Origin of the sequence: Wolbachia endosymbiont of Ctenocephalides felis wCfeT (assembly GCF_012277295.1) — a bacterium.
Classification (GTDB): Bacteria; Pseudomonadota; Alphaproteobacteria; order Rickettsiales; family Anaplasmataceae; genus Wolbachia.
Genome location: NZ_CP051156.1, coordinates 1,479,461 through 1,495,538, shown reverse-complemented (window position 1 = coordinate 1,495,538; position 16,078 = coordinate 1,479,461). Strand labels below are relative to the sequence as shown.

The 16,078-nt window shown below is 35.2% G+C and carries 13 protein-coding genes, 1 tRNA gene and 3 pseudogenes; 12 read left to right on the top strand and 5 right to left on the bottom strand.

The window, feature by feature from the left end; all coding sequences use genetic code 11:
• Positions 1 to 3 precede the first annotated feature (3 nt).
• The gene (tnpC, locus tag HF197_RS07690) at positions 4 to 831 is read left to right on the top strand and encodes an IS66 family transposase (RefSeq protein ID WP_369800036.1); all 828 of its coding nucleotides are present in this window, start codon (positions 4 to 6) and stop codon (positions 829 to 831) included.
• A 16-nt stretch (positions 832 to 847) separates the two neighbouring features.
• On the opposite strand, the pseudogene HF197_RS07320 reads toward tnpC (HF197_RS07690), so the two are convergent.
• A pseudogene (locus tag HF197_RS07320) lies at positions 848 to 1,434 on the bottom strand (DUF6444 domain-containing protein); the annotation flags it as partial.
• 78 nt (positions 1,435 to 1,512) lie between these two features.
• Here HF197_RS07320 and HF197_RS07685 point away from each other — a divergent pair.
• Positions 1,513 to 1,764 (top strand): annotated as a pseudogene (locus HF197_RS07685) (hypothetical protein); the annotation flags it as partial.
• A 6-nt stretch (positions 1,765 to 1,770) separates the two neighbouring features.
• On the opposite strand, the gene HF197_RS07310 reads toward HF197_RS07685, so the two are convergent.
• Genes HF197_RS07310 through HF197_RS07295 form a run of 4 tightly spaced genes read right to left on the bottom strand, consistent with a single transcriptional unit; the run spans position 1,771 to position 5,084 of the window.
• Positions 1,771 to 3,099: a bifunctional folylpolyglutamate synthase/dihydrofolate synthase gene (locus tag HF197_RS07310; RefSeq protein ID WP_168464845.1), complete on the bottom strand. Its 1,329-nt coding sequence runs from the start codon at positions 3,097 to 3,099 to the stop codon at positions 1,771 to 1,773.
• Positions 3,096 to 3,683 (bottom strand): MlaC/ttg2D family ABC transporter substrate-binding protein, encoded by a 588-nt coding sequence (locus HF197_RS07305; RefSeq protein ID WP_168464844.1) that lies wholly within the window; start codon positions 3,681 to 3,683, stop codon positions 3,096 to 3,098. Before HF197_RS07305 ends, HF197_RS07310 begins: the two co-directional genes overlap by 4 nt.
• Before the next feature lie 13 nt (positions 3,684 to 3,696).
• Entirely contained in the window at positions 3,697 to 3,849 is a 153-nt protein-coding gene (locus HF197_RS07300; RefSeq protein ID WP_168464843.1) for a hypothetical protein, read from the bottom strand.
• 2 nt (positions 3,850 to 3,851) lie between these two features.
• Entirely contained in the window at positions 3,852 to 5,084 is a 1,233-nt protein-coding gene (locus HF197_RS07295) for an IscS subfamily cysteine desulfurase (RefSeq protein ID WP_174855546.1), read from the bottom strand.
• A gap of 603 nt (positions 5,085 to 5,687) precedes the next feature.
• Between HF197_RS07295 and HF197_RS07290 the strand changes: the two genes are divergently transcribed.
• The 10 genes and pseudogenes from HF197_RS07290 (at position 5,688) to HF197_RS07245 (ending at position 15,951) form a co-directional block, all read left to right on the top strand.
• Positions 5,688 to 6,644 carry an IS5 family transposase gene (locus HF197_RS07290; protein ID WP_168463866.1) on the top strand — a complete coding sequence of 319 codons (957 nt, stop codon included), beginning with the start codon at positions 5,688 to 5,690 and terminating at the stop codon, positions 6,642 to 6,644.
• Between the two features lie 260 nt (positions 6,645 to 6,904).
• On the top strand, positions 6,905 to 7,729 hold the full coding sequence (locus HF197_RS07285; RefSeq protein WP_174855545.1) for a CPBP family intramembrane glutamic endopeptidase: 825 nt from the start codon (positions 6,905 to 6,907) through the stop codon (positions 7,727 to 7,729).
• Between the two features lie 158 nt (positions 7,730 to 7,887).
• Positions 7,888 to 11,271, top strand: a complete 3,384-nt coding sequence (dnaE, locus tag HF197_RS07280; RefSeq protein ID WP_168464841.1) for a DNA polymerase III subunit alpha — start codon at positions 7,888 to 7,890, stop codon at positions 11,269 to 11,271.
• 48 nt (positions 11,272 to 11,319) lie between these two features.
• Positions 11,320 to 12,084: a 30S ribosomal protein S6 gene (rpsF, locus tag HF197_RS07275; RefSeq protein WP_168464840.1), complete on the top strand. Its 765-nt coding sequence runs from the start codon at positions 11,320 to 11,322 to the stop codon at positions 12,082 to 12,084.
• Positions 12,084 to 12,359 (top strand): 30S ribosomal protein S18, encoded by a 276-nt coding sequence (rpsR, locus tag HF197_RS07270; RefSeq protein ID WP_168464972.1) that lies wholly within the window; start codon positions 12,084 to 12,086, stop codon positions 12,357 to 12,359. The genes rpsF and rpsR overlap by 1 nt, the downstream gene beginning before the upstream one ends.
• 7 nt (positions 12,360 to 12,366) lie before the next feature.
• On the top strand, positions 12,367 to 12,933 hold the full coding sequence (rplI, locus tag HF197_RS07265; protein WP_168464839.1) for a 50S ribosomal protein L9: 567 nt from the start codon (positions 12,367 to 12,369) through the stop codon (positions 12,931 to 12,933).
• Positions 12,930 to 14,222, top strand: coding sequence for an adenylosuccinate lyase (gene purB / locus HF197_RS07260; protein WP_168464838.1), 1,293 nt, complete (start codon positions 12,930 to 12,932; stop codon positions 14,220 to 14,222). The genes rplI and purB overlap by 4 nt, the downstream gene beginning before the upstream one ends.
• A tRNA-Met gene (locus HF197_RS07255) sits at positions 14,222 to 14,297 on the top strand. The genes purB and HF197_RS07255 overlap by 1 nt, the downstream gene beginning before the upstream one ends.
• Positions 14,298 to 14,399: 102 nt before the next feature.
• Positions 14,400 to 15,760 (top strand): annotated as a pseudogene (gene tnpC, locus HF197_RS07250) (IS66 family transposase).
• Complete coding sequence (locus HF197_RS07245; RefSeq protein ID WP_168464837.1) at positions 15,706 to 15,951, top strand: hypothetical protein; 246 nt, start codon at positions 15,706 to 15,708, stop codon at positions 15,949 to 15,951. Before tnpC (HF197_RS07250) ends, HF197_RS07245 begins: the two are co-directional and overlap by 55 nt.
• Positions 15,952 to 16,078: the final 127 nt, after the last annotated feature.

Here is a 16,078-nt window from a genome sequence, read left to right as displayed (position 1 = left end):
GAAGTGGCAAATATTATAAAGGACATTTTCAACCTGGATATCAGCGTCGGTAGTGTATCAAATAGCGAGGCTAGAGTGGCAGAAAAATGCCAAGAAGCATATGAGCAAATTGAGGAAGAGGTAAGCAAGAGCAAAATTTTACATATCGATGAAACTAGCCATTACAACAAAGGTAAACAGGGCTGGTGCTGGATGTTTGCGAGCAAAATAGGAAGTGTGATCAAATTGACAGAGTCAAGAGGGATGAAAGTCCTGGAAAATAGTAAATTTGGAAAGAATAACAACCTAGTAGTGACCGACAGATATGCAGCTTACAACTACTTTTCCAGCAAGAAAAGGCAGGTCTGTTGGGCACATTTAGCAAGAGATTTTGAAAGGTTGTCTCATAGTTGGAATAGCGAAGTGAAAGTTTTGGGGTATTATTTAAGGAATGTTGCTACTGAATTATTTGCATTGAAAAAAGCTCTGTTAAAGGATGAAATAGACACATTAAGGTTCATAAGAAGAGCAAGAAAATTACGCAAGCGAACGAGATATTACTTAAAGAATATATCAAATTTACCCGAGGCAATTGGAGCGTCTCGAGTAGCAAAAAATATCATGAAATCGGATCTGATGATGTGGAAATTTTTGGACGATCCAGAAAATATTCCACTGACAAACAACTATGCTGAGCGACAGATTCGGCATTACGTTGTTTACCGAAAAGTTTCATATTTTACACAATCGAAACGGGGAAATATGTTTCTTGAGAGGATAATTTCATTGTACTTGACTTGGAGGCAAAAGAAGTTAAATCCTTTTCAAAACCTACTGGCTATTGCTTCTTAAGCCATACACCTGAATGGATACTACCGACGCTGATATCCAGGTTGAAAATGTCCTTTATAATATTTGCCACTTCTTTTTTCGAATTCTTGTAAAATCCACTTAATGCTGCAATTACTGACTTAACTCTTGGACCAAATGTGTCCGCAGTTACTCCTTCTTGTAGCTTGCTACTTTTTCTTTTTCCACATCTTTTGCAACGTCCATGCTCTAGTTGATATTCAACTACATACGGCTTGATTTCCGGCAAATCGACCTTTTGATGAGTATACGGATCTTTTGATACCGCAATTTCTCCTCCGCACTCACACGTATTGGGCAGTTCTATTTTTACCATCTCATCTGCCTCCATTTTAGGGCGGTAACTGCCTTTATGTCCAACCTGTGCTCCTACTTTCCTGTCACTTTTTGGCTTATTTTCCCTCATCTTATATAATTCTTTGGAGCTTGGTATAGATGAATTTTTTGAATTTAAGCCAAGCCTTTCTTTTAACTCAGCGTTTTCGATCCTTAGCGCTTTATTTTCTGCTTTAAGCTCTTCTATTTTTGTTTCTAACTTTTCTATAGTCTGCTTAAACTTTCGCAAAATTCTAAAAGATCAACCATATTACCTCACAGCCACTCTAGTTTACCTTTTTAGCATTCCTTGTCTACTCTTTATTTTACCGCCCGGCTGAATGGATACTAAGACAGCTTGCATTTAAAGATCAGGCTTTTGTCGAGTATTCCAGTATTCAGACTATCAATAAGCGATACCCGCTAGATCATCCTATAAGAAAGCACGACATCACTAAGAATATAGAAAACATTTTGCATAATTTCATAGCAAATGAAAACAGTGAATCTGCTATAAAAGAATTGCTTAGCTTGGAAGTTCCTTCAGACACTCCAGGCATTATCACTAAAACTATAGCAAAATTGGTCAAGTTTCACTAAACTTTTTTAACCAGTAGAGGAGGCAACTTGACCATCTCTTAATTGATAATTGTTTTCTATAGCCAAATCTCTGGTTAAGAACAGTGAACCGTAAATTAGTATAGTTTTTATATTTTGAGTAGATGCTTTTAATATGTGATTTAATATTGCATCGCTGATTGATTCGCACTCAATTGCTTCTATTCCTATGTTATTAGCTCCTTTTTTGATCAAATCTGTGCTTGTTGCTTTGGGTTCTGATTTTACGCAAACTGCACATAACAACTTTGTATATGGCTTTAAATATGTCAAAAACTCCTCTACATTTCTATTGCGTGTAACGCCGAAAATCACATAGATACCTTCAGCAAAGTTATCCTTTATCCATTCAGACAATACTCTTGCGCCATCGCTGTTGTGTGCACCATCTAAAAATAATTGCCAATCTTTTGGCAGCAAAGAAACTAATCTCCCTTCTTTTATGTGCTCTAACCGTGCTGGCCAATAGGCATTTTGCAAACCCGAAGCAATATCTTCCTCTCCAATATTAAATCCATGTTTGCCACTCAAAATACTACATGCTGCAATGGCATTTCCTGCATTTATTACTTGATGACCACCCCTTAATGCTGGCAAAGGAAACTCTATTGATTGAATAGCTGATTGAAAAAACATTTTACCATTTTGTTGCGTGCAATTCCACTCATAACCACCTCTATATAAAGGAGATTTTGCCCCTATTGCGTGATGCTCCAGCGTATTCATCACAGACTTGTTTTGTGGTGCTATTACGCAAGAAACATTAGGCTTCATTATTCCAGCTTTTTCTGTTGCTATAATTTCCATAGTAGGACCAAGATATTCGGTGTGATCAAGCCCTATAGACGTAATTATTGTTAAAATTGGATTATCTATCACATTTGTTGCGTCAAGCCTTCCACCCATACCCACCTCAATTAAGGCAATGTCTGCCTCATGGCGGGAAAAAGCTAAAAAGGCCGCAACTGTTGCAGCTTCAAATAAAGTGATATGCTGCTCTGCAACAACCGCACGACATTCTTCTAGTAAATTATATAACTCATTATCATCAATGTAATTACCTGCAATAACTATCCTTTCATTAAAATGAATTAAATGTGGAGAGGTGTATGTATGAACACTATATCCTGCTGCTTGCATTATATATCTTATAAACGATAGCGTTGACCCCTTTCCATTGGTACCAGCTATGTAAATTGCCTGTGATATTTTCTTCTCAGGATTATCGAGCCCATTTAAAAAGCTTTTCATGCGACTCAGAGAAAAGTCACCAGGCCTTTTACCAAGTGGTTTAGGCCAATGCGGCATATATATCATAGACTATTGCTACATTTCAGCTCTTCTATTACATTTGTAATACTATGCATATCAATCTTTTCGTTAAATTGAGAGCGTTGATTAATAGCAATGCTTATACCACTCATCACAACATCACTTATCGAGAAGGAGTTACCATCTTTAGTAATTTTAAAGTCAACATTTGTAAACTCTTCATTGCCATAAGAAAATCTCGTATTGACTAAGCAAGTGTTATCGTCAACTACTCTTGTACTCATCACAGTCATTTCACTATCATTCATATACTTATATATAATTTTAGTACATAAGCGCGTTAGATATATTTCATATTCTCTTAAAAAGATTGCTTTTTCTCTCTTTGGAGCCATAGTCCAATGCTTTCCCATAACAAACCTGGATATTCCTTTAAGATCAACATGATCATGAATCATTTCCTGGAGCTTTGAATATATGTACTTCCGATCCTTATTTCCCTTTGCAAATATGTTATCTACTTGCTGCTTCATAGTTTGTATGAAAATTTTATGATCTGCGCAATGAGTGTATGTATTTGATGAAACCGTAATGCAGAAAAAGAGCACTAAAACTTTGATAATATTCATAAAACTGTAATATTTAAAAAATATTAGCCCTTATAAAGCTTAAAGGAAGCAGGGTTTGCAAGCAAACAAAATTTTGCTTGATTTGGCAGATCTGCCACGGATTAGTAAAGAATAAGTGTTTACTGCTTATTCCTCCAACACCAGCTATTGATAAAATCGCAACCATAATCAATGAGCATCCCACTTTACGGTGCTTAAATCTATACCATCTTGCACCATTTCCCAAAGCGGACTCATTTCTCTCAGTCGACCAACATTTTTAGCCACAAGGCTCGACGCGTATTCCACTTCTTCTTTAGTGGTAAATCGACCAAGTCCAAATCTAATTGAAGAGTGCTCAAGATCATGGCCATTATTCAGTGATCTTATAACATAAGAAGGCTCAAGTGATGCAGACGTGCATGCAGAACCAGAACTTACTGCTAAATCCTTTATTGCCATAATAAGTGACTCACCTTCAATGTAAGGAAAACTTAAGTTCAAATTGCCAGGTATTCTATTCTCATAATCACCATTTAATACAACATCAGGAAATGCCTCTTTTACTCTTTGGTATAAAATATCTCTCAATCCTTCCAGTCTAATTTCTTCCTCTTGCATTTCTTCTTTAGCGATACGTGCAGCTTCCCCAAAACCAACTGCAAGGGGAGTTGGAACTGTGCCAGAGCGCATACCCCTTTCCTGGCCACCACCACTAATAAGTGGCGTCAATCTTACACGTGGATTCTTTCTACGAACATATAATGCACCTATTCCCATAGGACCATAAATCTTATGGCTAGAAATGCTCATTAAATCAATGTTTAACTCATTTACATCAATTGGAATTTTCCCAAAGGCTTGAGCAGCATCAGTGTGGAAAAATATGTTATGTTTTCTGCATATCTCACCTATCTCCTTCAAAGGCTGGATTACTCCAATTTCATTATTTACCATCATTACTGAGACTAGAATTGTTTTTTCAGTTATTGCTTCCTCGAGTTTTGACAAATCTATAATTCCGTTTTGCTTAACAGGCAGATATGTAGCTTTAAAACCTTCATTTTCCAGATGTCGGCAGGAATCAAGAACACATTTATGTTCAGTGCAAACAGTGATTATATGATCACCTTTGTTCTTATAAAAGTTAGCCACTCCCTTAATTGCCAAGTTATTTGACTCAGTTGCGCCTGACGTAAACACAATCTCTTTGCTATCCGCGCCTATTAATTCAGCAATATATTGCCTTGCTTTTTCCACTGCTTCTTCAGCAGTCCAGCCAAATTTATGGCTACGAGAGTGCGGATTGGCAAACTCACCAAAATATGGTATCATCACCTCTAAAACTCTAGGATCTACTTTGGTGGTAGACTGATAATCGAGGAATATCGGCAGTTTTACTTTAGTGCTATCACTTTTCATGTTCATAACTAACATAAGACAAAGTCTATAACTATTTAATAGCATTAAAACTCAATTTTTTCAAGGTAAAATTAGCAATTTAAACACAAAGATGTACGAACATTATTCCAAACACAACCATACAAACACCAAAGCTTCCATAAACTCCAAAATTACAACTTTAACGCTACTATCATGCGGCAATATACTTTTAAAGACCAGTTATTTCCGTTTTGGAAATAACTGATTTTCATATAATTTCCCATAATCCTATTAAAAAGTCGACTAAAATTAAGAATATTAGATAAAATTTATATATTAATAATGATATTTTTAATGGGAGGTAGAATGGGTAGCTATACCTATGAAATTAATAAAAGTATTTTAATAATAAAGTATTTTAGTAATGATATTTTCAAAGGAAGTAGAATGGAGAGCTACACTTATGAAATTAATAAAAACGTTTTAATAATAAAGCATCTTTGTCATACTATGGCTTGATTATAGGATCAAGTCAAAAAGACCTGGATTCTAGCGGGCTTTGTTGCATAGCTAAAGTAAAAAGAACTGGGAGTTACTGACAAAATTCATTATAAACAGGCATTTAACTGACAAAGGAAAAATATGCCAGTCAAAATGAAAGTCAGTAACTGCTACGAATATAACAAATTTCTCCAAGAAAGAGGAAATATTTTTTATTACGTCAACGATGCCATAGAAAATTGGTACGAAAAAAGTCCCAAAATGGCCGGTAGCAACAATATTTATAGTGATAAAGTCGTAATTCTAATTCACATAATAACTTATTTGTTTAGAATAGGCCTAAGACAAACGGTGGGGTTTATAGCGGGATACCTTGAGCAAATAGGAAAAAATTTGCAAGTTATCAGCTATTCCCAGGCTTCCAGAAGATTCAAAAAGCTTAACTTAAAAATTAATGATCGAAGACATGATAAAAACAGTATGGAAAATATTGAGATCGCCATAGATAGCACTGGAATAAGCATCTACAATAATATTCCAGGCCATAGTAAGGCAAACGGTACAGATAGAAAGTACCGTGGCTATAAGCAAACAAGAAAATTGCATGTAATGCTGGAGATAGGTAGCAAAAAAGTCATAGCTGCAAAATACAGTAGTGGAGTTTATTCTGACCACTATGGAGCCTGTGATCTTATTGCAAGGGCTAATGCTAAATACAATATAAGCACACTATATGCAGACAGAGCATATAATCGAAAGAAGTTATACAAATTGTGCAATGAGCTTGGCATAAAGACAAAAATTCCTCTGCAAAACAATGCAGTGGAGCATCCAAAGCTGGATTATATGGCTGAGAGAAATTCTACAATCAAGCTCATAAAGTCATATGGTGAAGATGGTATGAAGAAGTGGAAAAAAGAGATAAATTATGGGAAGAGATCTTATATAGAAAGTTTTTTCTCGCGACTGAAGCAAACATTTGGGTTTAGTTTTAGGAACAAATCTGAGATTAACCGTGAGAAAGAAATGCTACTCAAGTGTTATTTGCTGAACAAATTTACTGAAATAGGCATGGCTAAATTTGAGATAGCTTCATGAATTTATTATGCATTGTCTCCTATCCAAAGAGCGATGCAACAAAGCCATTCTAGCGTCACGCGCTAGAATGACACCATTTAGAAACACGAGAAAGGTGTGCCAACTAAATAGCGCAATTTACATAACTATAAGGAGAAATATACACAAAAATTCAATTATTAATAGTAATTAAAAAAAATACTCTATTTATACTAGAAAACATATTCTATTGACAACTTCCAAACAAATATCAATAATGCGGAAAGGAAATTAGTGTGCACATGAATTCAACCATTGTTAATTGTACATTATTTGTTGCAATTACCTATTTATTAACATGTATCATAGCTTGGAGTTTACCTACACAATACGCAGCACTTACAACATTTATCCCGGCTTTAGTTGCAATTTTACTAACAGCTTGCAATAAACAAAGAGTAAGTGATCTTTTTAAACTTAGTTCTCTAAAGAACTGTTCATTAGGGTTTGTGATTATGCTGGCAGCTAGGGTTATAGCGCTTCTGCTAGCTATCTTAATTTTCACATTTGTGGCAACAGGAGAATATGTATACACGTTAGAGAAAGTGAAATATCTTAATGCAGTACAGATATTCTTTATCTTACTGTCGACTTTTATAATGCTAATTATCACTTCTCTTGGCGAAGAGATTGGTTGGCGTGGCTATCTGCTTAAAAAGCTTAGAAGCCAAATACCGAACTTTTATGCAAGAGCAATTATTGTCGGTTTTATTTGGGCAATATGGCATATACCACTATATATTGCCCCTGGCTCAGCTGAATCTGCGATGTTATGGAAAGATGGATTTACATTTCCGATTATGTGTTCTTACATTCTTGTGATTTGTACAATGTCCATAATGTTCACCTGGCTATTTGAAAAAGATAATTCTGTTTGGCCAGTCACTATTGCTCATGCAACAAATAATTTCACTGTCGTTGCTATTACATTGTTTACAATAGGTCCTCCCGCATCAACTGCCACTATAGTAATCGGTTATATATTAGCAGCAGTTGCTCAGCTCACCGTTGCAATGGGCGTTATTTGCTTTGATAAAACCCGAGAGCGTCGTTTAAGTAGTGCGTAGCACAGCCGGTTGCAACTTTGAAGGGCAATTTACTTTATATTTTAAAGCAACCTGTACAACTAATAGTGTCAACAAATTAGGTGACCTTTACAGATACAAAAATTTGTGTATTCAGAAATAAATCAATGCTATTTTCTTATCACTGATCTAAAACATTTATGTTCATACATTTACGTGTTCATAGCGTTTATTCGTTACTTGAAAGCTCTGTCAAAATTGAGGAACTAATCAGCCTGTGCATACGAAATAAGATGCCAGCAGTTGCAATGACCGACTCAGGCAATTTATTCGGCTCACTTGAGTTTGCAGAATACGCAGCAAGCAAAGGGATACAGCTAATAATTGGGTGTAATATCATAGTAAAACATTCAGACCAGAATTTATCTATACTGCTGCTTGCAAAAAATGAACAAGGGTATGCCAATTTAGTCACTTTAGTTAGTGAATCTTTCAAAAAGCGTAAAAATGATGGTGATATTTCTTACATCACTTTTGATGAATTACTAAATTTCAATTCAGGATTGATTGCTTTGACTGACGGAATACTAGCACAGTTATTATTGAAGCAAGATGGAAAAGCAATTGATCAATTAATGGCCGCATTTAATGGCCGCCTATATGTTGAATTGCAACGCCACGGCTTAAGTAAAGAGTTAGAATCTGAAGAAATTTTAATAGATTTTGCCTATAAGAACAATATTCCACTAGTTGCAACAAATGATGTGTTTTTTCCCAATAGGTCTGATTATGAGGCTTATGACATACTAACCTGCATATCAGAAGGAAGTTATGCATTGGAAAATAATAGGAAAAAATTGACTGCTGAGCACTATTTCAAATCTGTGGCAGAAATGGAACAATTATTCAGCGATATTCCAGAAGCGCTTTATAATACTCTAGTAATAGCACAAAGATGCTCTTATATGACAAGAAGTAGGCAACCTATTTTGCCTAAATTTCCTTGCGGAAAAGGTAAAACTGAAAATGAAGAGTTAAGAGAACAGGCCACTGCTGGGTTAAAATTGCGTATAGCACAATCCTATTCCAGCGTCACGCGCTGGAATGACACTAAACTTGGTGATACTGAATCCTCAATGGATGCCAACCTTAAGCAATACTACGATCGGCTGGATTATGAACTGAGTGTAATTACTTCAATGAATTACTCTGGTTACTTTCTTATAGTTTCTGATTTTATTCGCTGGAGTAAAGCAAATGGTATTCCAGTTGGCCCTGGAAGGGGCTCTGGTGCTGGATCAATTGTTGCCTGGAGCTTGCAGATTACCGATCTTGATCCCATAAAATTTGGCCTGATATTTGAAAGGTTCTTAAACCCTGATCGTGTTTCAATGCCTGACTTTGATATCGACTTCTGCCAAGAAAAAAGAGACCAAGTTGTTGATTATGTTCAGAAAAAATATGGTTATGTTGCGCAAATAATTACTTTTGGAAAATTGCAAGCAAGAGCTGTGCTGCGCGATGTTGGTAGGGTGCTGCAGATGCCTTACTCTCAGGTAGATAAGATATCTAAAATGGTGCCGTTCAATCCGGTGAATCCAGTTACTCTATCACAGGCAATTGAATTGGACCAAAATTTACAAAAAGAACGTGACAGCGATGAAGTAATTGCAAAACTGCTTGATATATCGCTAAAGCTCGAGGGAATATATCGACATGTTTCAACTCATGCTGCTGGGATCGTAATATGCGACCAAAAATTAGAAAATTTTGTTCCCGTGTATTATGATCCAAACTCATCTCTGCCAATCACCCAATATAGCATGAAATATGTGGAAAAAGCTGGGCTGATAAAATTTGATTTTCTTGGGCTTGGTACTTTGACGCTAATAGACCATGTTTGCCGCTTAATTAATCGTAACGAAAAAAAGATTGATATTTCTTCAGTTCCTTTAAATGATAGCAAAACTTACGAAATGCTCTCAAGCGGCGATGCAATTGGCGTATTCCAGCTTGAAAGCTCTGGAATGAGAGAAGCTCTAATTAAATTAAAACCAGATTACATTGAGGATATCATAGCTTTAATCTCTCTTTATCGTCCTGGACCGATGGATAACATTCCAACTTACGTTGCAAGAAAACACGGACTTGAAAAGCCAGATTATATTCATCCACTACTTGAAGGAGTGTTAAAGGAAACGTTTGGAGTAATAATTTACCAAGAACAGGTAATGGAAATAGCACGTATTCTTTCTGGATATAGCTTAGCTGAAGCGGATTTGCTGAGGCGTGCTATGGGTAAAAAAATTAAGGAAGAAATGGATAAACAACGTGAACTTTTCGTTCAAGGTGCAACAAAAAATGGGGTTGATTATGACAGAGCAAGCTACATTTTTGATCTAGTAGCAAAGTTTGCTGGTTATGGATTTAATAAATCCCACGCCGCTGCATATGCGATAATATCCTATCAAACAGCTTACCTAAAAGCTAATTATCCACTGGAATTTTTTACGGCTTTAATGAATCTAAATATTGATGATCGAGATAAGTTAAATTTATTTTATCATGCAGCCAAATTCAGTGGTATTACTGTCCTTCCACCTGATATTAACAAATCACAAGCTGAATTCTCAATAGAGGACAAATGCATACGCTATGGAATTGCTGCTCTGCGTAATGTTGGCTTTTCTATAGCTCAAGGAATAGTAGACATACGTTCAAGTGCATATAAAGACATCTGGGTATTTATCCAAAATTCAGGTCATGTAATAAACAAAAGAGCGTTGGAGAGCCTGATTAAGGCTGGAGCATGTGATAGTGTGCATAAAAACAGAAGGCAATTGTATGAGTCAATGGATACATTGGTTTATTTTGCAAATAAAAACAAGCAAGACAAAGAGTCAAATCAAGCTGCTTTATTTGGTAATATTGATGTTTTAAAACCAAAACTTGAAGATATAGAAGATTTTGGCGAAGAAGAAAAATTAGAGCATGAATTATTTTCATTGGGATTTTATTTGACCAACCATCCGCTTAAAAAATTTACAACTCTTTTAGAGAAATTAAATATTGGATTTATTGGAAAAAATAAAACAGCAAAAATTGCGGGAGTAATATTAAATGCACGTATGAGAACCTCAGAGCGTGGGAGGTTTGCAATACTCACACTTTCTGACCCATATAATGTTTCTGAGATAGCGTTCTATAATGATAATATAATAGAGGAAAAAAGGGATTTATTTTTACCTGGAACATTTGTCGTTATTGATCTTGAAGTCTCGGAGAATACAACAAGGCTAGTTGGAAAGGACATATCTGAGTTTAAAGAAAGGATTACTTTTATGATAAAAGAACTGGTTCTGACTACTGAATGCTCAGATTCGCAAAAAGCTGCAACAGAGTTGAACGCAGTGTTAAAAGATGAAGGAAAAACTAGGATAATGCTAAAATTTATTCTTGAAAAAAATAAAGTCAGTATCTTATTGCCAGGTTCATATTCACTTGCCCCTCAAGTTATTTATGAAATTTCTAATTTTAGCTGGATTAAAGGAGTAGAAATTAACACAAATAACTTGCTTATATAAAAAACTCATATATAATGAAATATTTAATCAGTATTAAAGGAAGAGATAGTGAATCTTTATGAATTTACTTTTATAGCACAGCAGGGGTTACTCCAACAAGAAGTAGAAGGAATGGCTCAGGAGCTCGGTGTTTCATTAAAAAACATCAAGTCAGATGTTATTTTTCAGCAAGTAAAAAGTATTCTAGAAAAGTGGAATAATAAACTTACAAAACAAGAGTTAGAAGCGAATGCTCGGAAGATTCAAGAGAGTTTAGTTTCCTACTGTGATTTCTTGGAAAGTCTTACAAAAATTTTGTGGGTTGATTTGGAAGAAGATTTTTCAAATTTAAAAGAAATAAAGTTGAAAATTGATAAAGAATTAAAGGATGAATTAAAGGATTTAGGAGTAACAGAAAAGTTCCCAGAAGTTAGTAAACAAATGACTAAAAGTACTTTTATTCATAAAATGGTAAAAGCTGTTAAGGAAAGTATTATAGAACACACAATAAAAATTTTTCTAAGCATTTTTAAGGATTTCAATATAGGAAGTGTAAGTAGAGCGCTAGAAATACTTGTGGAAAATATTGGGGCTTCAGGGCTAGTTAAATATGAATATTGGGGTTTATTGGATTTTGCATATCCAATAAACAAGACAAAAAGTGGCCATTACTGTATGATGTGTGTAAGCTCTACTTCAAGCATTATGGATGAGTTTGTGCGTAGGATAAAACTTAACGAAAATGTAATTCGTCACTTATCTGTACAAGTTGATAAATTTTTTGAAGGTAAATCTAATATGATGAATAAACAATCTGAGGAACAAAACTCATGATGATAAAGAGGCGGAACAATGCCAATAATTCTTATGTGTCTGTAAATAATAGGACTGGTTTTAGGCGTTCTAAAGTTTGTCCTCTTGCTGAGTCAAGAGATGAGGATATAGATTATAAAAACACAGATTTATTATCTAAGTTTACCTCTGATTATGGCAGAATATTGCCTAGAAGATTAACAGGTGTGTGTGCAAAAAGACAAAGAAAATTGCGTTTAGCAGTTATAAGAGCACGTTTTTTAGCTCTTGTTCCTTACTGTACTAAAAAAATTTAGGTAGTTTATGTTAGTGATTTTAAAGGAAAATATAAGAACCCTTGGCAAGTTAGGTGAAATTGTAAAGGTAAAGCCTGGCTATGCGCGTAATTTTCTTTTTCCACAAAAAAAGGCAATAAAGGCTAATAAAGAAAATGTAGCAAAACTAGAGGAGCAGCGCTCTTTTTTAGAAAAAGAAAATATGAAGAAATTAAATTCAGCAAATGAGCTAGCTGCATCTTTTGCTGGTAAGTTTGTAATACTGGTAAAGCAAGCTTCAGAAGATGGTAAAATCTTTGGTTCTGTAACAACAAGAGAAATTGCAAGGTCTCTATCTCAAGAACAAGAATATGAAATAGACCACCGAAATATATCTTTTAATGGAATAAAAATAAGAAATTTAGGTGATTATAATGTGAATATAGAGTTGCATAGTGAAGTAATTGTACCAATTTCTGTGCACGTTGTTAGGTCAGAAACAGATGCTAATGAATTAAAGCAAGTAAAATTACAAAGTCAGAAGTCTAGCCAGCAAGAAACAGAGCAAGATGCAAATGAAGAAGCTGTAAGCAGTAATGAAGCTGATCAGAAATGATTCCTCGTTATAGTTGTAAGGAAATGTCCTCCATTTGGGAGGAAAATAACAAATTTAATATATGGTTTAAAATAGAAAGGTTAGCATGCGAAGCACAAGCAAAGCTTAAGGTTATTCCAGAAAATGTTGCTGAAAAGCTCTCTAGCACTATTCAGTTTAACATTGAACGTATTAATGAAATTGAATCAACTGTAAAGCATGATGTCATAGCTTTTCTTACTTACATTGCTGAAACAGCAGGTATTGATGTTCGTTATCTCCACTATGGAATGACGAGTTCTGATGTGCTTGATACCTGTCTTGCAGTGCAGCTAAAAGAATCGTGTGATATTATACTTAAAAACCTTGAGAATTTGCTTGTAGCTTTAAAGAAGAAAGCTGAGGAATATAAAAATGTCGTATGTGCTGGGCGCAGTCATGGTATGCATGCAGAATCAACTACTCTTGGACTAAAATTTGCTAGATTTTATGCTGAATTTGAGCGTAGTAGACAAAGACTGATTAACGCACAAAAAGAAATCTCGACTTGTAAGATATCAGGTGCAGTTGGTAATTTTGCAAATGTTGATCCATTTGTTGAAGAATATATAGCGAAGGAAATGGGACTTATACCTGAAACTATCTCATCTCAAGTTATTCCTCGTGATAGACATGCTATGTTTTTTTCAGTTTTAGGAGTGATTGCAAGTTCAATAGAAAATGTTGCAGTTGAAATTCGCCATTTGCAAAGAACTGAAGTTAACGAAGTTTCTGAATATTTTTCCACTGGACAAAAAGGAAGCTCTGCTATGCCACACAAATGCAATCCTATTCTAAGTGAGAATTTGACAGGATTATCACGTTTGGTACGCAGTTATGTATTTCCTGCGCTGGAGAATGTTGCTCTATGGCATGAGCGAGATATATCGCACTCATCTGTAGAAAGATGCATTGCCCCTGATGCTTGCATAGCAATGGATTTTGCTCTAGTTCGGTTAACAGATTTGATAGATAATCTAGTTGTTCATAAGGAAAATATCGAAAAAAATTTAAATTCTTCAAAAGGTTTAGTTTTTTCGCAACGTGTACTGCTTGAGTTGGTAAATAGTGGCTTAACAAGAGAAGAGGCATATAAAATCGTGCAGAGCAACGCGATGAAAGTTAAGCAAAATAACAGTGATTTTCTTACTGAGTTGAAAACAGATAAGTTCTTACTTGAGATTATCAATACTGAAAAACTTGAATCATTATTTGATTTTGCTTATTATACAAAGCATATAGACCACATATATAGCAAGGTTTTCAATTAGGCTGAGTAGCTCAGTTGGTAGAGCAGGAGGATCATAATCTCTTGGTCGGGGGTTCAAGTCCCTCCTCAGCCACCATTTTACCATAATGAATTATCAAGGTATCCATTCAGCCGGGCGGTAAAATAAAGAGTAGACAAGGAATGCTAAAAAGGTAAACTAGAGTGGCTGTGAGGTAATATGGTTGATCTTTTAGAATTTTGCGAAAGTTTAAGCAGACTATAGAAAAGTTAGAAACAAAAATAGAAGAGCTTAAAGCAGAAAATAAAGCGCTAAGGATCGAAAACGCTGAGTTAAAAGAAAGGCTTGGCTTAAATTCAAAAAATTCATCTATACCAAGCTCCAAAGAATTATATAAGATGAGGGAAAATAAGCCAAAAAGTGACAGGAAAGTAGGAGCACAGGTTGGACATAAAGGCAGTTACCGCCCTAAAATGGAGGCAGATGAGATGGTAAAAATAGAACTGCCCAATACGTGTGAGTGCGGAGGAGAAATTGCGGTATCAAAAGATCCGTATACTCATCAAAAGGTCGATTTGCCGGAAATCAAGCCGTATGTAGTTGAATATCAACTAGAGCATGGACGTTGCAAAAGATGTGGAAAAAGAAAAAGTAGCAAGCTACAAGAAGGAGTAACTGCGGACACATTTGGTCCAAGAGTTAAGTCAGTAATTACAGCATTAAGTGGATTTTACAAGAATTCGAAAAAAGAAGTGGCAAATATTATAAAGGACATTTTCAACCTGGATATCAGCGTCGGTAGTGTATCAAATAGCGAGGCTAGAGTGGCAGAAAAATGCCAAGAAGCATATGAGCAAATTGAGGAAGAGGTAAGCAAGAGCAAAATTTTACATATCGATGAAACTAGCCATTACAACAAAGGTAAACAGGGCTGGTGCTGGATGTTTGCGAGCAAAATAGGAAGTGTGATCAAATTGACAGAGTCAAGAGGGATGAAAGTCCTGGAAAATAGTAAATTTGGAAAGAATAACAACCTAGTAGTGACCGACAGATATGCAGCTTACAACTACTTTTCCAGCAAGAAAAGGCAGGTCTGTTGGGCACATTTAGCAAGAGATTTTGAAAGGTTGTCTCATAGTTGGAATAGCGAAGTGAAAGTTTTGGGGTATTATTTAAGGAATGTTGCTACTGAATTATTTGCATTGAAAAAAGCTCTGTTAAAGGATGAAATAGACACATTAAGGTTCATAAGAAGAGCAAGAAAATTACGCAAGCGAACGAGATATTACTTAAAGAATATATCAAATTTACCCGAGGCAATTGGAGCGTCTCGAGTAGCAAAAAATATCATGAAATCGGATCTGATGATGTGGAAATTTTTGGACGATCCAGAAAATATTCCACTGACAAACAACTATGCTGAGCGACAGATTCGGCATTACGTTGTTTACCGAAAAGTTTCATATTTTACACAATCGAAACGGGGAAATATGTTTCTTGAGAGGATAATTTCATTGTACTTGACTTGGAGGCAAAAGAAGTTAAATCCTTTTCAAAACCTACTGGCTATTGCTTCTTAAGCCATACACCTGAATGGATACTTTTAGATAATGCATTAAGCAATCTAGTACAAAACTTTGAATGTGAATTTAGAGAAGTAAAAGCCAATACTTTAAAAGCTACTGCAGATAATTTTTATGAGAATGCAGAATCACTAATTACCCTAGCAAAAAATGAAGTGTGTACAGAACCAGCTTCTTACCTTTTCTAATCATACTACAGCGGGAATCTTTGTCAAGATTCCCTATCTTCAATTTCATTAGACTCATTTTAAATAAATATAAGTTTATTAATATTATATGTTTATTAGTATAATATTAACACTAATATATTATAAT